Consider the following 15923-nt stretch of genomic DNA (forward strand, 5'->3'; position numbering starts at 1 on the left):
CGGCGGTGGGTGGGTTTTGGTGATGAGGTGTGGTGAGAGTTCGGCGGCGCGTCAGGCGGCCGCGGTCAGCGGCAGACCGGCCGCTTCTGCGCGCTCCCCGTAGCTGTCGTCGACGGCGACGACGTGGTGCCCGTGGGCGGCGAGGACGGATGCGGCGATGGAGGCGCGGTAGCCGCCGGCGCAGTGCACCCAGACCTCGCCTGCGGGAGTCTCGTCGAGGCGCTCGAGGAGCTCGTGCAGTGGGATGTTGACGGCGTCGTCGATGTGCGACTCGGTGAACTCCGAGGCACGGCGGACGTCGAGGACCGCGACGCGGCGGTGGTGTCGCACCTGCGCGAGGTCGGCGAACGTCGCGCGCTCGAAGGAGCCGAGCGGGGAGTCGGTCCAGTCCTCAGGGGTGCCGGTGGCGGCGCCCTCGAGGTGGTCGATGCCGATGCGGACGAGCTCGCGCTGGGCCTCGGCGACCTGTTCGGGGCTGTCCCCCAGCAGAGTCAGAGGGGTGCCCCACGGGATGAGCCAGCCGAGGTAGGTGGCGAACTGGCCGTCGACGCCGAAGTTCAGCGTGCCCGTGACGTGCCCGGCGGCATACGCCGTCCTGGTGCGCAGGTCGACGACCCACTCGCCCTCCGTGATGCGGCGGGCCAGCACGGCCTTGTCGGCACGCGCCGGGGCCGACAGGTCGGCCGCGTGTGGGCCGGCACTGTTGGCCGGGGCCATGTGGGCATAGTAGGCGGGGTACGCATCCAGTCCGGCGAGCGTGTCTGCGACCCACTGCTCCTCGTCCTGGGTCAGGGCCGGGTTGGCCGTCTTCTCCCGGCCGATCGTGGAGGCGGTCGTGTCGCCGGTGGAGCCCGCGGAGCAGAAGCTGCCGAAGCCGTGGGTGGGCAGCACGTGGGTGTGCTCGGGCAGCTCGTCGACCAGCCGGTGGGCCGAGGCGTACTGGTGGTGGACGAGGTCGTGGGTGTGCTCGTGCCCGAGGAGGTCGGGTCGGCCGGTCGCGCCGAAGAGCAGCGAACCGCCGGTAAACACCCCGACCGGCTCGAGCGTCCCCGTCGCCTCGTCCGCGGCGTCGAGGGCGTAGGAGAGGTGGGTGTAGGTGTGCCCGGGGGTGGCGATGACCCGGATCCGCAGTGCGGGTGAGACCTCGAGGACGTCGCCGTCGCTGACGGAGACGCGGTCGTAGGAGACCTCGTCGGCAGCGTTGACGTGGTAGGCAGCACCGGTGGCCTGGGCCAGGGCGTAGCCGCCGGTGACGTAGTCGTTGTGGATGTGCGTCTCGAAGACGTGGGTGATCGAGACGCCGGCGTCCTTCGCGAGGTCGAGGACGCGGTCGATGTCGCGCTGGGGGTCGATGACGATGGCGACCTGCCCGTCATGGGCGAGGTAGCTGCGGTCACCGAGCGTCGGGGTGTCGATGGGGATGATGGTCGCCATGCAGCGGGTCCTTTCGGGAACGGACCGGTATGCGGTCAGGTGCGGCGCCGGGCCAGGCCGGCGCGGCAGGTGGCAGGTGGCAGGTGGCAGGTGGCAGGTGGAGGCCTTGGCGCCGCCCACGATCGGGCGCCCCGCCGCGGCCCAGGCCGCCGTCCCGCCGTCGACGGACCGGGCGTCGAAGCCGGCGCACGCGAGGTAGTCACTCATGGCGCGGCTGCGGTTGCCGCTGGCACAGATGACGTAGACGGGGCGGTGCCGGTCGAGCTCGCCGAGCCGTGACGGCAGCTGACCCATCGGCATCAGCACGGCGCCGGGCACGTGCCCGCCCACGTACTCACCCGGCTCCCGCACGTCGACGACGGCGGCACCGTCAGCCGCGGCGGCAGCGAGCTCGTCGATGCTGGCACTGGTGGTCATTCTCGCTCCTGAGGTAGGGAATTGATACCCATGGGGGTATCTCACGGACAGAACCGTAACCCGCGACAGGGCGTTTCGTCGAACCGGCCGGCGCGCCGCACACATACCCCTGCCCGTATGCGCCGCTCAGGCGGGAATGATCTCTTACGCCGGTCGGTTATACCCCGGTGGGTATAACCTTATCCAGTCGTACCGTTCCCACACAAGGAGATCCAATGTCCACGCAGAACCTGACCGCCGCTGACTTCGAGTCGACGATCACCCGCGAGGGGATCACCCTCGTCGACTTCTGGGCCGCCTGGTGCGGACCGTGCCGCATGTTCGCACCCGTCTACGAGGCTTCGTCCGAGAAGCACCCCGACATCGTCTTCGGCAAGATCGACACCGAGGCCGAGCAGCAGCTCAGCGCCGCTGCGGGGATCACCTCGATCCCGACCCTCATGGCCTTCCGGGACGGCATCCTCGTCTTCAGCCAGCCCGGCGCCCTGCCCGCCGCCGCCCTGGAGCAGGTCATCACGGCAGTCCGCGACCTCGACATGGACGACGTCCGGGCCAAGGTCGCCGCGTCGCAGACGGCCGACGTCTGAGTCTGGACCGGGCCGTCACAGGCGCGCCCCCTCCCCCGCTCGCCCGTCATCAACCACCCCAGGAGAGAACATGGACTACACGCTCACGACCACGGTCGACGCCGACTTCGACGCGACACTCACCGCGACCCGTGCCCAGCTGGCCGAGGTGGGCTTCGGGATCCTCACCGAGATCGACATGGCGGCGACCCTCAAGGCGAAGCTCGACATGGACATCGCGCCCCAGGTGATCCTCGGCGCCTGCAGGCCACCACTGGCTCATGCCGCACTCCGGGCCGAGCCCTCCATCGGAGTCCTGCTGCCGTGCAACGTCGTCGTCCGCGCGATCGGGGCAGGGCGCACCATCGTCGAGGCGATGGACCCGGCCACGATGGTCGAGCTCACGGGCAACGACCAGCTCGCCGATGTCGCCGCCGACGCACGCGAGCGTCTCAGCCGCGCGCTCGAAGCGCTCGGCCGTCCTGCCTGACCGCGGCGACCTGCCGAGATCGCGCCGAGCACACCACCACACCCGCAGCGCCCTGGAGGGCGCCGTCCAACACAGGAGAGGTCCACTCATGGTCACACCCCCCGCCGAGGAGATGACGCCGGTCATCAACCGGCTCAAGCGAGCCCAGGGCCAGATCGGCGGCGTGATCCGCCTCATCGAGGAGGGCCGTGACTGCCGGGACATCATCACCCAGCTCGCTGCCGTCAACAAGGCCCTCGACCGGGCCGGCTTCGCCATCATCTCGACCAACCTGCGCGAGTGCATCACCTCCCCCGAGGGCCTGCAGGACGAGGACCAGGCCGTCCTCGAGAAGCTCTTCCTGAGCCTGGCCTGAGAGCGGCGGCCCGAGGGTAGGCCGTGTCCGATGACCTGCCGTCGCGGCCACACCACGTGATTCGGGATTGGCACTCACGAGATGGCCCGAAGTACTGATCCTCATGCGCAGGCGCCCCGCGCCGGCGGTAGCGGTGACGAACGGGAGGAGCACTCAGGCGCGACAACGACGAGCGAACGAGGGCCGCCCTCGACGGAGTCCTCCAAAATCGTGTGGACCCATGCGGACCAAAGGGGGACGACCGAACACATCACCGCAGGTCAGAGGCCTGAAAGTGGATGAGTCGGCCGATACGCCGGGTTCTGTTCCGCGCCCCCGTTACCGGTGACGTGGCGACGGCCATCCATCTAGGCCGACCATTGCTGGCCGGCTCGAGCGTCCTACCCGCACACTCGACCGGGCCGGTCTTCCCGACGCCCGGAGGCGTCGATCGTGTGCTGTCTGGACTTGCTCCGGGTGGGGTTTACCTAGCCGCTCCAGTCACCTGGAGCGCTGGTGGTCTCTTACACCACCGTTTCACCCTTACCGGCTGCCGAAGCCGTCGGCGGTCTGTTCTCTGTGGCACTGTCCCGCGGGTCACCCCGGGTGGCTGTTGGCCACCACCCTGCCCTGTGGAGCCCGGACGTTCCTCGGCAGGGCCGAGGCCCTGACGCGACCGCCTGGCCGACTCATCCGCGCACCAGCATAGGGGCGTATGCCGTCCGCTGCGTCCGCGCCCGCCGGCGAGCCGCTCCCCCGGCGCCGACGCGCACCGGTGGCCCGCTCAGACGACGCGGCGGAACGCGAGCACGGCCACGTCGTCGTGCCGGTCGGGGTCGGAGACCGCCTCGGCCAGCTCGTCGAGGACCTCGTCGAGGTCGGTGTCGTCGTCGGCCCCGGTGAGCAGCTCCTCGGCGGCGGCCTGCAGGCGCTTGAGCCCGATGTCGATGCTCTCGCCGCGCCGCTCGACGAGGCCGTCGGTGTAGAGCAGGAGCATGTCCCCCACGGCGAAAGGCACCCGGGCGGAGGCCCGGGGGACCTCACCGAGGCCGTGGACCGGCGAGCCGTCCTCGGTGACGAAGCGGGTGCGACCGCCCTGGACGAGCAGCGGTGGCGGGTGTCCGGCGACGACGACGGCGAGGTCGTCGCGCTCGGGCTCGAAGAGCAGGTAGACCGACGACGCCATCTGGGTCGGCGGCTCCGTCGCCATGAAGCGGTCCATCGCGCCTGCGAGTGCATCGGGCTCTGGGTCCTGGGTCGCGAGCACCCTTGCGGCAGAACGCATACGGGATCCCGCGACGGCCGCGTCGACACCGCGCCCCATGACGTCGCCGAGCACGACGGCGACGCGGCCGCCGTCGAGTCCGCTCACGTCGTAGTAGTCGCCGCCGACGTCGGTGCGGCCGGCCTGGCGGTAGACCGTGCCGATCTGCCAGCCGGGGATCTCGGGGAGGTCCTGGGGCAGGAGCGTCGCCTGGAGCACCGACGCGACGCGGCGCGTCTGCGAGTAGAGGTCGGCGTTGTCGATGGCCAGCCCGGCCCGCCGGGCGAGGTCCTCGGCGAAGGCGACGTCGTCGTGCGTGTAGCGGCGACCGGACTCGGCCGCGACGAAGGTCAGCACCCCGAGCACCCGGTCCTTGGCCTTGAGCGGCACCGTCATGGCGCTGCGCAGACCGAGCTCGCGCGCGACCCGCAGGTGCTCCTCGTCCCGAGCCGCCGCGACGAGCATCTCGTCGGTGACGTTCTCGATGAGCAGGCTCTGCCCGGTGCGCGCCACCTGGGCGGCTCCCCCGGGGCGGTCGGGGTCGGAGGGCCAGCGGGTCTCGAGCTCCTTGGCGAGCTGCACCTTGTCCGGGTCGACGTGGGCGACGGCAAGGGTCCGCAGGACCCCGTCGTCGACCATCTGGACCGAGCACCAGTCGGCGTGCGTCGGCACGGCGAGCGAGGCTACCTGCCGAAGGGTCTGCCGATAGTCGAGGGAGGTGGCGAGCGCCTGGGACGCGTCGGCGAGGAACTCGAGCTGCGCCGCGCGAGACGCGCTCTGGGCCTCGGCCCGCAGGCGCAGCAGGGTCTGCGCGCACATGTCGGTGAGCACGCCCAGGACCCAGACGAGCTCCGGGTCGACCGGGCCGACGGGTCCGTCGAACCGGAACCCCACGGCGCCGATCGCGGAACCGTCGGCCCGCGAGATGAGGGGGAGCGTCACCGACGACCGCTCCGTGCCGTCGTCGAGGTCCGGGTAGCGCTCGCGGAGCTGGGCCCGGCCCGCGACCGACACGATCTCGGTGGTCCGGAAGGCATCGGTGAGCGGGGAGCTGTCGTCGAGCTCGAGGCTGGCCCACTGACGGGCCTCCGACGGGGTCAGCCCGTGCGTGGCGATGGTGCGCAGCCTCGAGGGGCCGTCCTGCACAGCGAGCACGGCCCGTGAGGCACCCATGGCCTTCGAGGCGGTCTCGGTGATGGTCTCGGTGAGCTCGTCGAGCGTCGTGGCCGCCGCGACCTGCGCTGCGACGCCCGCCAACGACGCCAGTCGCGGAGGGACCGACGCACGGCTCGCGGCCGGGCTCTGCCATGGCGCGTTCATGGGGTCATCCTGACAGCCGATGGGCTTGGGCACCCACGGATGCCGCAGAAGTGGGAGCATGCAGAGGTGACGGGTCAAGGGGTGGCCAGGGGACGCGAGCTCGGCCGTGTCGAGTTCGGTCCTGACGACCTCCGTCATGTGCGCGACGTCGTGCGGGCCATCGCGGGCGAGCGCATCCCCGACCGGGCCGACAACGCCGTCCTCGCGGTCCACGAGATCGCGGTCAACAGCATCGTCCACGGCGGCGGTCACGGGGTCCTGCTCATCGACGAGACGGCCGACTCGCTCGTCTTCACCGTCGAGGACGACGACGGCACCGGGTCGGTGCCCGAGGTCCTCGCGCTCGACGATCACGCGACGAGCGGCCGGGGGCTGTGGATCGCGCAGCGGCTGAGCGACCGGCTGACCATCGAGGCCCGCCCGACGCGTACGCGCATCGGCGTGCACCTCAGCCTGGCGTCCTGACCGAGGGGACCCGGAGTGCCGGACGGTCGGGACCGTCAGGAACGGTCCGCGTCGGCCCGTGCCGGGTCCGCCGGCTCACCGGCGGCCGCATCGGCGTCCGCCGCCTCGACGACGTCGATGACCTGGTCGAGGTGCATGAGCCTGACCAGACGCAGGGTCAGGTCGCCGCAGACGAGCTGGAGCCGGGCGTTCGCGGCCACGACGCGGTGGTAGAGCCCGATGATCGCCCCGAGGCCCGACGAGTCGAGGAACGTGACGTCGCGCAGGTCCACGACGACCGTTGCGACCGGCGCGAGGGTCAGCTTCTCGAACGCCGCCCGGACGTCCGGCACGGTGTACGTGTCGATCTCCCCCGCGAGCCGGGCGGTGGTGACGGCGCCGTTGACCGAGACCGTGACGCTCATCGAACCTCCTGTGGACGTCGGAGTCCTCGGCCCTACGTTAGGACGACTTCGGGTGGTGTGTGACCAGATGCGGCTCAGTCGGTGGGCCGGCCGCCGACCGCAGTGGTCGCGACGTAGACACCGTTGGACGACGTGCCCCCGGTGAGCGGGTTCGCGAAGGACACCTCGTGCGCCGCGACGTCGGCGAAGACCTCTGCCAGCAGGGCCGTGAAGGCGTCCTCGGGCGGGTCGTCCGACCACAGCGCGAAGACGCCGCCGGGGTGCAGGGTGGCCGCGAGCCGCGAGAGCCCCTCCCGGCTGTAGAGGTCGGCATGGCTGGGGTGGAGGACGTGGTGCGGGGTGTGGTCGATGTCGAGCAGCACCGCGTGGAGCAGGTCCGGCGCGTCACCGAAACCGTGTCCCTCGCGCGCCAGGGCGAAGAAGTCACCCTCGAGCACGGTGGTCCTCGCGTCGACGGTGAGGACCGCAGTGTCCGGGAGCAGCTGCCGTTCGTGCCAGGAGACGACAGGTGCGAGCGCCTCGACGACGGTCAGGGTGCGCACCCGGTCGTCCTCGAGCGCCGCGACCGCGGTGTAGCCGAGGCCGAGGCCGCCGACGACGACGTCGAGCCCCGCGCCCGAGCCGTCCCCCTCGACAGCTGCGAGCCCGAGACGGGCCAGCTCCACCTCGGCGACCGTGAAGAGGCTCGACATGAGGAACTCCTCGCCGAGCTTCACCTCGTAGACGTCGACGAGCAGCGACGGCTCGAGCCGGCGGCGGAGGCTGATCTCGCCCATCGGCGTCTGCTGCCAGTCGATCTCCTCGAAGCGCCGGCTCACGACGTCAGCCGAAGATCGGGGTGAGTGAGCCGGCCGGCAGGTCCTTCTCGACGGACGCGAGGCGCCACTTGTCGGCGAAGACCGCGATGTGCAGCCCGTCCTCGCGCGTCAGCGACTCCGCGCCGGGGCGGCTGTCGACGATCGGCATCGCGGCGGCCGTGACGGCCCGCGCTACCGAGTAGCCGAGCGGCTCGAGCCGGATCGGCGAGCCGAACTCGTGCTCCATCCGGTGCTTGGCGACGTCGAACTGCATCGGCCCGACGGCCGCGAGCACCGGCGCCTGCGCACCGCGCCGGTCGGAGTGCAGCACCTGCACGACGCCCTCCTCGCCGAGCTGCTCGATGCCCTTGCGGAACTGCTTCTGCTTGCCGGTGACGGCCGCCCGCGCGACGGCGAAGTGCTCGGGGGCGAAGAGCGGGATGCGCGGGAAGGCGACCTTCTCGTCGGCGAAGAGGGTGTCGCCGACCCGGAGGGCGTTGGCGTTGACGAGGCCGATGACGTCGCCGGGGAAGGCCTCGTCGAGCGTCGACCGGTCGCGGCCGAAGACGCTCTGCGCGTACTTCGTCGCGAAGGGGCGGCCCGTGTCGGCGTGCGTCACGACCATCCCGCGGGTGAACCGGCCCGAGCAGACCCGGACGAACGCGAGCCGGTCGCGGTGCGCCTTGTCCATGCCGGCCTGGATCTTGAAGACGAAGCCCGAGAAGGGCGCCGACACGGCCCGGGGGTCGCCGGAGCGGTCGGGCCGCGCACCCGGCGCTGGGGCGAGCGTCACGAGCGTGTCGAGCAGCTGGCGTACGCCGAAGTTGAGGACGGCCGAGCCGAAGAGCACGGGCGAGGCCGCGCCCGAGAGGAACAGCTCGAGGTCGAGGTCGTGGCCCGAGGAGCGGAGCAGGTCGTACCCCTCCACCGCGTCGGTCCAGACGGAGCCGAGCAGCCGCTCGGCCTCCTCGGCGCTCATCCGGGTGGTGATGGCCTCGGTGGCACCGCCGGGCGTCCGCGTGAACTGGACGAAGTCGCCCGTCGCGCAGTCGAGCACGCCGTGGAAGTCCCCGGCGACGCCGACCGGCCAGGTGAGCGGCATCGGGTGCAGGTCGATCCGGGTCGTCAGCTCGTCCATGATCGCGAGCGCGTCGAGCCCGGGCCGGTCCCACTTGTTGACGACGGTGATCACGGGCACGCCGCGGGCCCGGCAGACCTCGAAGAGCTTGAACGTCTGGGGCTCGATGCCCTTGGCGGCGTCGACGAGCATGACGGCGGCGTCGACGGCGGCGAGCACCCGGTAGGTGTCCTCGGAGAAGTCGGCGTGGCCGGGGGTGTCGAGCAGGTTGATGACGGTGCCGTCGTAGGCGAACTGGAGCACGGCAGAGGTGATCGAGATGCCGCGGTCCTTCTCCATCTCCATCCAGTCGGAGACGACGCCGCGCCGGTTGCCCTTGCCGTGCACGGCACCGGCCTCGCCGATGGCGCGCGCGTGCAGGGCCAGCGCCTCGGTCAGGGTCGACTTGCCGGCGTCGGGGTGCGAGATGACGGCGAAGGTGCGGCGTCGGGCCGCCTCCTCGGCGACCGCTCCCCCGTGGTGGTCCGCGCCGTCGGGGTCTCGGCTGCCCGCGAGGTCGCGGTCGTGCAGTGCGGTGGCGTCCATGGTCCTCCAGTGATCGCCCCGAGTCTGTCACCGTCGGGCCTGATCGCCCGAATCGGCACCGCCCACCGGGCCCGACGACGACGTGACGCGAGGTGACCCGAGTCACACCTCGCCGGTCGCGTCAACGATCCGGTGACGTCGTTCGTCGTGCATGGGAGATGACGATCGCAACCGACCCCAGGACCATGACGCAACCGCTGACCGACGACCTGCCCGACACCCGACCCGGATCCGCCCCCGATGCGGAGCCTGGCGCACGGCCCAGAGCGAAGCTGCTCGATCTCTCCCTGACCCAGCTGCTCGGCGGCTCGATGGCGGCTGCCACGGCCGCGGCCCTCGGCTCCCGGCTCGGCGTCGTCGGCACGATCGCCGGCGCCGCGGTGCTCAGCATCATCTCGGCGATCGCGGCCAGCCTCTACACGAACTCCATGGCCCGCGCCAAGGAGGCCGTCGTGCTCGTGCGATCGCGCCGCGGGCCCGACGGCGTGGACGTGGAGGTCGTGCGCGAGACGTGGTGGCGACGTCCCGACCGGGCGACGACGCGACGCGTGCTCGTCACGACGGGTGCCGTCTTCGCCATCGCCGCGGCCTTCCTCACCGGCCTCCAGCTGGCGACCGGCGCCCAGGTGACCGGCACGGACCTCGGCGGCCGCACCAGCGCGGGCGCCGTGGTCGACAGCCCCGGCGGCACCTCCGGCGGCACCGCGCGCGACACCGCCGGCGACGGCACCTCCACCGACACCGGCGCGGTCGACACGGCGCCCACCGCGCCCGCGACCGGCGCGACGACGGCGCCCGCCGGGTCCACGCCCGGTCAGGCGACCTCCACGGGGACCCCGTCCGCGACGACCCAGGCGACCCCCACCACCCCGGCGACCCCGGGTGGGGCGACGGGGTCGGCCGACCCGACGCCGCCGACGACGCCGGCCGCGCCCGACCCGGGCGCGAGCACCCCGAGCGCCCCCGTCACGGCTCCCTGAGCGTCCGAGCCACCTCCTGGCGTATGCCGTCGCGCCCGTCGGGTGTGACGGCATACGTCGTCGTGGTCGGTCAGCGTCGCTCGGGCCAGGGCCAGTCGACGTCGACGGACTCCCCGACCGCGAGCCCGGACCACTGGGCCGAGAGCCGGTCGAGGTCGGTGAACACCTCGCCGAGCTCGCGGGCTCCGAGGTCCGCCGCTCCCTCTGCCCCCCGATCGTGGTGGACGTCCGGGGTCATGCCGCGGTGTCGCAGCCAGGCCGGGTAGACGGCTGCGGCGAGCTGCTCCGACCGCCCGATCTGCGTGCCCCGGGACTGGTTCCGGCGCGCGACGCGACGGGCCCACGCCTTCGTGCGCGGCTCCTGGGTGGGCACGAAGGTGCCCCCGTTGCCGCCCGCGGCGATCTGGCCGAAGATGCCGTCGCGCAGGCCGAAGCGGTGCTCGACGACGAGGTGGACGAGGTCGTGCGGGGCGAGGTCGCTCCAGCCAGGGGCCGGGCTCATGACGAGGTCCGTCGCGAGGTCTCGCTCCACGCGCACCTCGTAGCGACGCTCGCCGGTCCTCACGAAGCTCACCCGCACGCCCTCGAGGCTAGGAGCGCACGTCGGCGCGGTGCCAGCGGTTTTCGGCAGCGTCCCTCGCGCTCGGCCGCGTGGGGTCAGGCGACCGACAGCGCGATCGTGCCCGTGCCGACGTCGGCGGCGTCCACCCGCAGGGTCACCGTCTCGCCGGCCTTGGCGGACCCGCTGGCCTTCGCCACGACGGCGAGGTCGATGAGCTGGACGACGACGCCCTTGTCGTTCTCGTCGACGACGACGCCCTGCACCGTGCGCCCGACCCAGGGGTGCAGCTCGGCGGCCTCGACGGCATCGGTACAGGCACGCTCGACACCGTTGGTGCGCCGGTCGGAGGTCGCCATGATCTCGGGCAGCGTCGGCAGCGCCTCGCGCGCCCAGCCGGGCACGTCCTGACCCGCCGAGAGGGCCTCGCACACGACGAGCCCGAAGCGGTCGACGAGGCGCCGCAGCGGGGCCGTGACGTGGGCGTACGGGTTGGCGACCGCCGCGTGCGCCGGCTGCGCGGGGACGTCACCGTCGAAGGGCGTGTAGCCGGCGCCTCGGAAGAGCGACGTCGCCTCGTGGATGAGCGCGAGGTGTCGCGGGTTGCTGTGGTCGAGCGTGCGCAGCAGCTCGCCGTACGTCAGGTCCTTCGGCCAGTCGACACCGGCCGCCGCGGCCTGCCGCCGGAAGCGCGCCAGGTCCCGCGGGTCCGGTGCCGGCATGGTGCGCAGGATGCCGACCTTGCCCCGGAGCATGAGGTCGGCACCGCCCATCCCGGTGAGCAGCGAGATCTGGGCGTTCCAGTCCTCGGCAGCGAGCAGCGGGCGGAACGAGATCCGGAAGCTGCCGTCCTCGTCCTCCTCGACCTCCTGCTCGGGCATCGGCAGGGTCGCACCGCCCCGCTTGCGCTCGAGCACGACACGCTTCTCGCCGACCTCCTTGAGCAGGACGAGACACTCCTCGGCGGTGCCGGCGTCGACCTGCTTCTGCACCTGCTCGTAGTCGTAGCGACGGACGCTGCGGACCATCGCGCGGTAGACCTCGACCGCGGTGCCCTCGCCGTCGGCGGCGAGCGTCATGTCCCAGACGAAGGCGGGCCGCACCTGGTCGGGCAGCAGGCTGGCCGCACCCTCGCTCAGCTCGGTGGGGTGCAGCTGGATGCGCTCGTCGGGGCAGTAGACCGTCTGGCCGCGGCGGCGGGCCTCGCCGTCGACGGCCCCACCGGCACGGACGAAGGCCGGCACGTCCGCGATGGCGTAGCGCACGCGGTAGCCGTCGCCGCTGCGCTCGATCGACATGGCCTGGTCGAGGTCCATCGACGTCGGGGGGTCGATGGTGATGAAGGGGATGGCCGTCTCGTCCCGCTCCGGCAGGGGCGCGGCGCCGGCGGCCGCTGCCGCCTCGGCCAGCACCTCCGGCGGGAACCGGTCGGGCACCTCGAACTCGCGGCGCACCGCCTCGAAGCGGGCCGTGAGCTGCCGTGCCACGTCGCCGGGCTGCGTCGCCGGGCGGAAGACGATGTGTCGCTGGGCCATGGCGTCACCCTACGCATCACGACCCGCTCCGGGCGGTCCCGGCACCCCGCTCTCCCGCCCGTCGGTCGGACCGCTGCTCGTCGTCCGCGACACGCGCAGGGATGAGACATCCCTGTCCGGTTTGCCTAGGCTGACCCCCGTGCTCATCCTGCTCCCCCCGTCCGAGGGCAAGACCAGACCCCGGCGGGGGCGGTCGCTCGACCTCGGCAGCCTCTCCTTCCCCGAGCTGACGCCCCTGCGCGAGTCGCTCGTCGAGACGGTGGAGCGGTTGAGCGGCGAGCCCGACGCGGCCCGCGTCCTCGAGATCAACCCCAACCTCGTCGCCGACCTCAAGGGCAACACCGTCCTGCGCACCGCTCCGACGGCGACGGCCGCCCACGTCTACACCGGAGTCCTCTACCAGGCCCTCGACGTCGACTCGCTCGACGCGGCCTCCAAGCGCCGCGCCAACCGCTGGGTCGTCGTCGTGTCTGCTCTCTTCGGCGCGCTGCGCCTCGGTGACCGCGTGCCGGCCTACCGCGTCAACATCTGCAGCACCCTCCCGGGCATCGGCTACGTGTCGCACGAGTGGCGCAAGGAGCTGCCGACGGCCCTCGACGCCGCGGTGAAGCCCCGCGAGCTCGTCGTCGACTGCCGGTCGAGCACGTATGCCGCCGTGTGGCGTCCCACGGGCGAGCGCGCCGAGCGGTGGGTGCACGTCACGGTCCCCGGCGCCTCGCACATGGCCAAGCACACCCGCGGACTCGTCTCGCGCGAGCTCGTGCAGGCCGAGGCGCCGCGCACACCGCAGGCCCTGGCCGAGCGCCTCTCGGAGCGCTTCGACGTCGAGCTGACGCCACCGCCGCGCCCGGGACGACCGTGGCAGCTGGCCACGACGCCGAGGGCCTGAGGTGCTCGACCTCGGGCTGCTCGTCGAGCGCGTGGCCCCGATCCTCGTCTTCCTCGTCGCCATCACCCTCGTCGCCGAGATCTGCGACCTGTCGGGGCTCTTCGACGTCCTGGCCCACCACGCCGCGCGCGTCGCCAAGGGCCGGGTGCTCGTGCTGTGGCTGCTCATCGTCGGGCTCGCGGTGGTGTGCACCATCGTGCTCAGCCTCGACACGACGGCCGTGCTGCTGACGCCCGTGGCCATCACGGTGGCTCGTCAGGTCGGCGCCCCGCCACTGCCGTTCGCCATGACGACGCTCTGGCTGGCCAACACGGCGTCGCTGCTGCTGCCCGTGTCCAACCTGACCAACCTGCTGGCCCTGCACCCGTTCGCCGTGCTCGGCGTCGGCAGCCCCGGCTACATCAGGCTCATGGCCGTGCCGGCCGTCGTCGCGATCATCGCCACCGTCGCCGTGCTCTGGCTGCTGCACCGACGCGACCTCCGCAGCACCTACGACACGCCGCCGCGCGCCGAGCCGCACGACCGGGTGCTCATGCTCGTCGCCGGCGGTGTGTGCGTCCTCCTCGCCCCGGCGTTCGTCGTCGGGATCCAGCCCGCCCTGGCGTCCGTGCCGGCCGCCCTCGTCCTGCTCGCGGCGACCTACTGGCGGGCACCCGAGCTGCTGCGCCGGATCAAGATGCCGTGGCTCACGGTCATGGGCATCTGCATCCTCTTCCTCGTCATCGACGCCGCGCTGCGCCTCGGGCTGGAGGCGTGGCTGCGCACCGTCGTCGGGCACGGCACCGGCACGGGAGACCTCTTCCGCGTCAGCGGCATCGGCATGCTGACCTCCAACGGCATCAACAACCTGCCGGCCTACCTGGCGCTCGAGCCGACGGTGGCCGACTCCCCGGCGCGCCTCGCGGCCCTGCTCATCGGCGTCAACGCCGGCCCCATCATCACGATGTGGGGCTCGGTCGCGACGCTGCTCTGGGCCTCGCGCTGCCGCTCCGCCGACCTCACCGTGGACGTGGGGCGCATCGCGCGCACCGGTGCCCTCTGCGCCGTCACCGTGGTGGCCACCGCCACGCTGGCCCTCGCCGCCACCACCTGACCCGGCCCACGGCATGCACGATGCCGTCAGCCGCACACCCCGGAGCCGGATGCACGCCGTACGCGGCGCGCGACTGACCGCAAGGTGTGCGGACGTCGGTTCAGCCGAGCGCGCGGCGGAGGTCGTCGACGAGGTCGCGGACGTCCTCGAGGCCGATCGAGACCCGCAGCACGCCGTCGGTGATGCCGACCGATGCCCGCGCCTCGGGTGTCAGGCGGCGGTGCGTCGTCGTCGCCGGGTGCGTGATGAGCGACTTGGAGTCACCGAGGTTGTTGGAGATGTCGATGACCTGCAGGGCGTTCATGAGGGCGAACGCCTCGTCCTTGCCCCCGTCGAGCTCGAACGTGACGACGGTGCCGCCGGCGAGCATCTGGCGCTTGGCGAGGTCGTGCTGTGGGTGCGACTCGAGGAACGGGTGCACGACGCGCTTGACGCTCGGGTGCGTCTCGAGGAAGCGCGCCACCTCGAGGGCGCTGTCGGCCATCCGCTCGACGCGCAGCGACATCGTCTCGAGACCCTTGACGAGCACCCACGCGTTGAAGGGCGACATCGACGGCCCCGTGTGGCGCATGAGGTTCTGCACCGGCCCGTCGATGAACTCCTTGGGCCCGAGCACGGCGCCGCCGAGGGTGCGGCCCTGGCCGTCGATGTGCTTCGTCGCGGAGTAGACGATGATGTCGGCGCCGAGGTCGAGCGGCTTGGAGAAGACCGGCGTGCCGAAGACGTTGTCGACGACGACCTTCGCTCCCGCGGCGTGGGCGAGCTCGGTCACGGCAGCGATGTCCACGAGCTCCTGCATCGGGTTGCTCGGCGTCTCGAAGAAGACCGCGGTGGTGGGCTCGGAGAGCGCCTCGCGCCACTGGTCGAGGTCGGCGCCGTCGACGAAGACGGTCTCGACGCCCCAGCGCGGCAGGATCTCGTCGAGGATGACGAAGCACGAGCCGAAGAGGGCCCGGGACGAGACGACACGGTCGCCCTGGCCGAGGAGGGCCGCCAGCGCGACGAAGACGGCGGACATGCCCGAGCCGGTGGCGAAGCACGCCTCGGCGCCCTCGATCTGCCGGAGCCGCTCCTCGAACATCGCCACGGTCGGGTTGCCGTAGCGGGAGTAGACGAAGCGGTCGACGTCACCCTTGAAGGCCGCCTCGGCGTCCTCCGCGGTGTCGTAGACGAAGCCGGACGTCAGGTAGAGCGCCTCGGAGGTCTCCTCGAAACCACTGCGGGACAAGCCTCCCCGCACCGCGAGGGTGTCGGGACGCCACGGCTGGCTTGCGTCGCTCATCCCTGCACCCACGGCAGTCCCGCGACCTTCCAGCCGGAGACCGCGCGGTGGCGCTGCTCGTCGTGCGGTCCCTCGAAGCCCTCGACGACGTTGTGCGACCGGACCCACCCGCCACGCGTGGCGGCCTCGGCCGCGGCGACGGAGCGCACCCCGGAGCGGCAGAGGAAGTAGACCGGAGCGTCCTTGGGGACCCCGGCGGCCTCGAGCTCGGCGGTGAACCGCTCGTTGACCGCGCCGTCGGGGTAGGTCTGCCACTCGACGAGGACGACGTCCTTGCCGATCTCGCCGAGGTCGGGCAGTCCGACGTAGGACCACTCCGCCCTCGTGCGCACGTCGACGAGCGCCGCACCGGGCTCGTCGCGCAGGACCGTCCAGGCCTGCTCGGGGGTCACGTCACCGGCATAGCTCATGCCCCGAATATCGCACAGCGT

Annotated in this window: 16 protein-coding genes and 1 other RNA gene; 7 read left to right on the plus strand and 10 right to left on the minus strand. The window is 72.2% G+C overall.

Annotated features, from left to right (window positions below):
• Positions 1-51: 51 nt before the first annotated feature.
• Positions 52-1851, minus strand: coding sequence for a rhodanese-like domain-containing protein (locus ACSSS0_RS01775; RefSeq protein WP_487229833.1), 1800 nt, complete (start codon positions 1849-1851; stop codon positions 52-54).
• A 215-nt stretch (positions 1852-2066) separates the two neighbouring features.
• Between ACSSS0_RS01775 and trxA the strand changes: the two genes are divergently transcribed.
• The 3 genes from trxA to ACSSS0_RS01790 all read left to right on the plus strand — a co-directional run bounded on the left by trxA (position 2067) and on the right by ACSSS0_RS01790 (position 3262).
• Positions 2067-2438 carry a thioredoxin gene (gene trxA / locus ACSSS0_RS01780; protein ID WP_435985618.1) on the plus strand — a complete coding sequence of 124 codons (372 nt, stop codon included), beginning with the start codon at positions 2067-2069 and terminating at the stop codon, positions 2436-2438.
• Positions 2439-2508: 70 nt separating this feature from the next.
• Positions 2509-2907, plus strand: a complete 399-nt coding sequence (locus tag ACSSS0_RS01785; RefSeq protein ID WP_487229834.1) for a DUF302 domain-containing protein — start codon at positions 2509-2511, stop codon at positions 2905-2907.
• A gap of 88 nt (positions 2908-2995) precedes the next feature.
• Complete coding sequence (locus ACSSS0_RS01790; RefSeq protein ID WP_435985616.1) at positions 2996-3262, plus strand: metal-sensitive transcriptional regulator; 267 nt, start codon at positions 2996-2998, stop codon at positions 3260-3262.
• A gap of 275 nt (positions 3263-3537) precedes the next feature.
• Here ACSSS0_RS01790 and rnpB read toward each other — a convergent pair.
• An RNA gene (gene rnpB, locus ACSSS0_RS01795) (RNase P RNA component class A) lies at positions 3538-3933 on the minus strand.
• A gap of 92 nt (positions 3934-4025) precedes the next feature.
• A complete protein-coding gene (locus ACSSS0_RS01800; protein ID WP_487229835.1) occupies positions 4026-5825 on the minus strand; it encodes a PP2C family protein-serine/threonine phosphatase in 1800 nt (599 codons plus the stop codon).
• A gap of 66 nt (positions 5826-5891) precedes the next feature.
• Here ACSSS0_RS01800 and ACSSS0_RS01805 point away from each other — a divergent pair, with 66 nt between their 5' ends.
• Positions 5892-6290 carry an ATP-binding protein gene (locus ACSSS0_RS01805; RefSeq protein ID WP_487229836.1) on the plus strand — a complete coding sequence of 133 codons (399 nt, stop codon included), beginning with the start codon at positions 5892-5894 and terminating at the stop codon, positions 6288-6290.
• A gap of 35 nt (positions 6291-6325) precedes the next feature.
• Here ACSSS0_RS01805 and ACSSS0_RS01810 read toward each other — a convergent pair whose 3' ends face one another.
• The 3 genes from ACSSS0_RS01810 to ACSSS0_RS01820 all read right to left on the minus strand — a co-directional run bounded on the left by ACSSS0_RS01810 (position 6326) and on the right by ACSSS0_RS01820 (position 9154).
• On the minus strand, positions 6326-6694 hold the full coding sequence (locus ACSSS0_RS01810; RefSeq protein WP_487229837.1) for an STAS domain-containing protein: 369 nt from the start codon (positions 6692-6694) through the stop codon (positions 6326-6328).
• Positions 6695-6768: 74 nt separating this feature from the next.
• Positions 6769-7512 (minus strand): polyamine aminopropyltransferase, encoded by a 744-nt coding sequence (locus tag ACSSS0_RS01815; RefSeq protein WP_487229838.1) that lies wholly within the window; start codon positions 7510-7512, stop codon positions 6769-6771.
• A gap of 4 nt (positions 7513-7516) precedes the next feature.
• Complete coding sequence (locus ACSSS0_RS01820) at positions 7517-9154, minus strand: peptide chain release factor 3 (RefSeq protein WP_487229839.1); 1638 nt, start codon at positions 9152-9154, stop codon at positions 7517-7519.
• A 185-nt stretch (positions 9155-9339) separates the two neighbouring features.
• On the opposite strand from ACSSS0_RS01820, the gene ACSSS0_RS01825 reads away from it, so the two are divergent.
• Positions 9340-10134: a hypothetical protein gene (locus tag ACSSS0_RS01825; RefSeq protein WP_487229840.1), complete on the plus strand. Its 795-nt coding sequence runs from the start codon at positions 9340-9342 to the stop codon at positions 10132-10134.
• Between the two features lie 70 nt (positions 10135-10204).
• Here the strand turns inward: ACSSS0_RS01825 and ACSSS0_RS01830 are convergent, their stop codons facing one another.
• Together ACSSS0_RS01830 and ACSSS0_RS01835 are read right to left on the minus strand one after the other, a co-directional pair.
• The gene (locus ACSSS0_RS01830) at positions 10205-10708 is read right to left on the minus strand and encodes a hypothetical protein (RefSeq protein WP_487229841.1); all 504 of its coding nucleotides are present in this window, start codon (positions 10706-10708) and stop codon (positions 10205-10207) included.
• Between the two features lie 83 nt (positions 10709-10791).
• A complete protein-coding gene (locus ACSSS0_RS01835; protein WP_487229842.1) occupies positions 10792-12228 on the minus strand; it encodes an RNB domain-containing ribonuclease in 1437 nt (478 codons plus the stop codon).
• Positions 12229-12367: 139 nt separating this feature from the next.
• On the opposite strand from ACSSS0_RS01835, the gene ACSSS0_RS01840 reads away from it, so the two are divergent.
• Entirely contained in the window at positions 12368-13117 is a 750-nt protein-coding gene (locus ACSSS0_RS01840) for a YaaA family protein (RefSeq protein ID WP_487229843.1), read from the plus strand.
• Between the two features lies 1 nt (position 13118).
• On the plus strand, positions 13119-14210 hold the full coding sequence (locus ACSSS0_RS01845; RefSeq protein ID WP_487229844.1) for an SLC13 family permease: 1092 nt from the start codon (positions 13119-13121) through the stop codon (positions 14208-14210).
• Positions 14211-14310: 100 nt separating this feature from the next.
• Here the strand turns inward: ACSSS0_RS01845 and ACSSS0_RS01850 are convergent, their stop codons facing one another.
• Positions 14311-15492 (minus strand): O-succinylhomoserine sulfhydrylase, encoded by a 1182-nt coding sequence (locus ACSSS0_RS01850; protein ID WP_487229845.1) that lies wholly within the window; start codon positions 15490-15492, stop codon positions 14311-14313.
• Positions 15489-15902, minus strand: coding sequence for a rhodanese-like domain-containing protein (locus tag ACSSS0_RS01855; protein WP_487229846.1), 414 nt, complete (start codon positions 15900-15902; stop codon positions 15489-15491). The genes ACSSS0_RS01850 and ACSSS0_RS01855 overlap by 4 nt, the downstream gene beginning before the upstream one ends.
• Positions 15903-15923 lie beyond the last annotated feature (21 nt).

This window comes from Terrabacter sp. R4-6 (assembly GCF_057529065.1).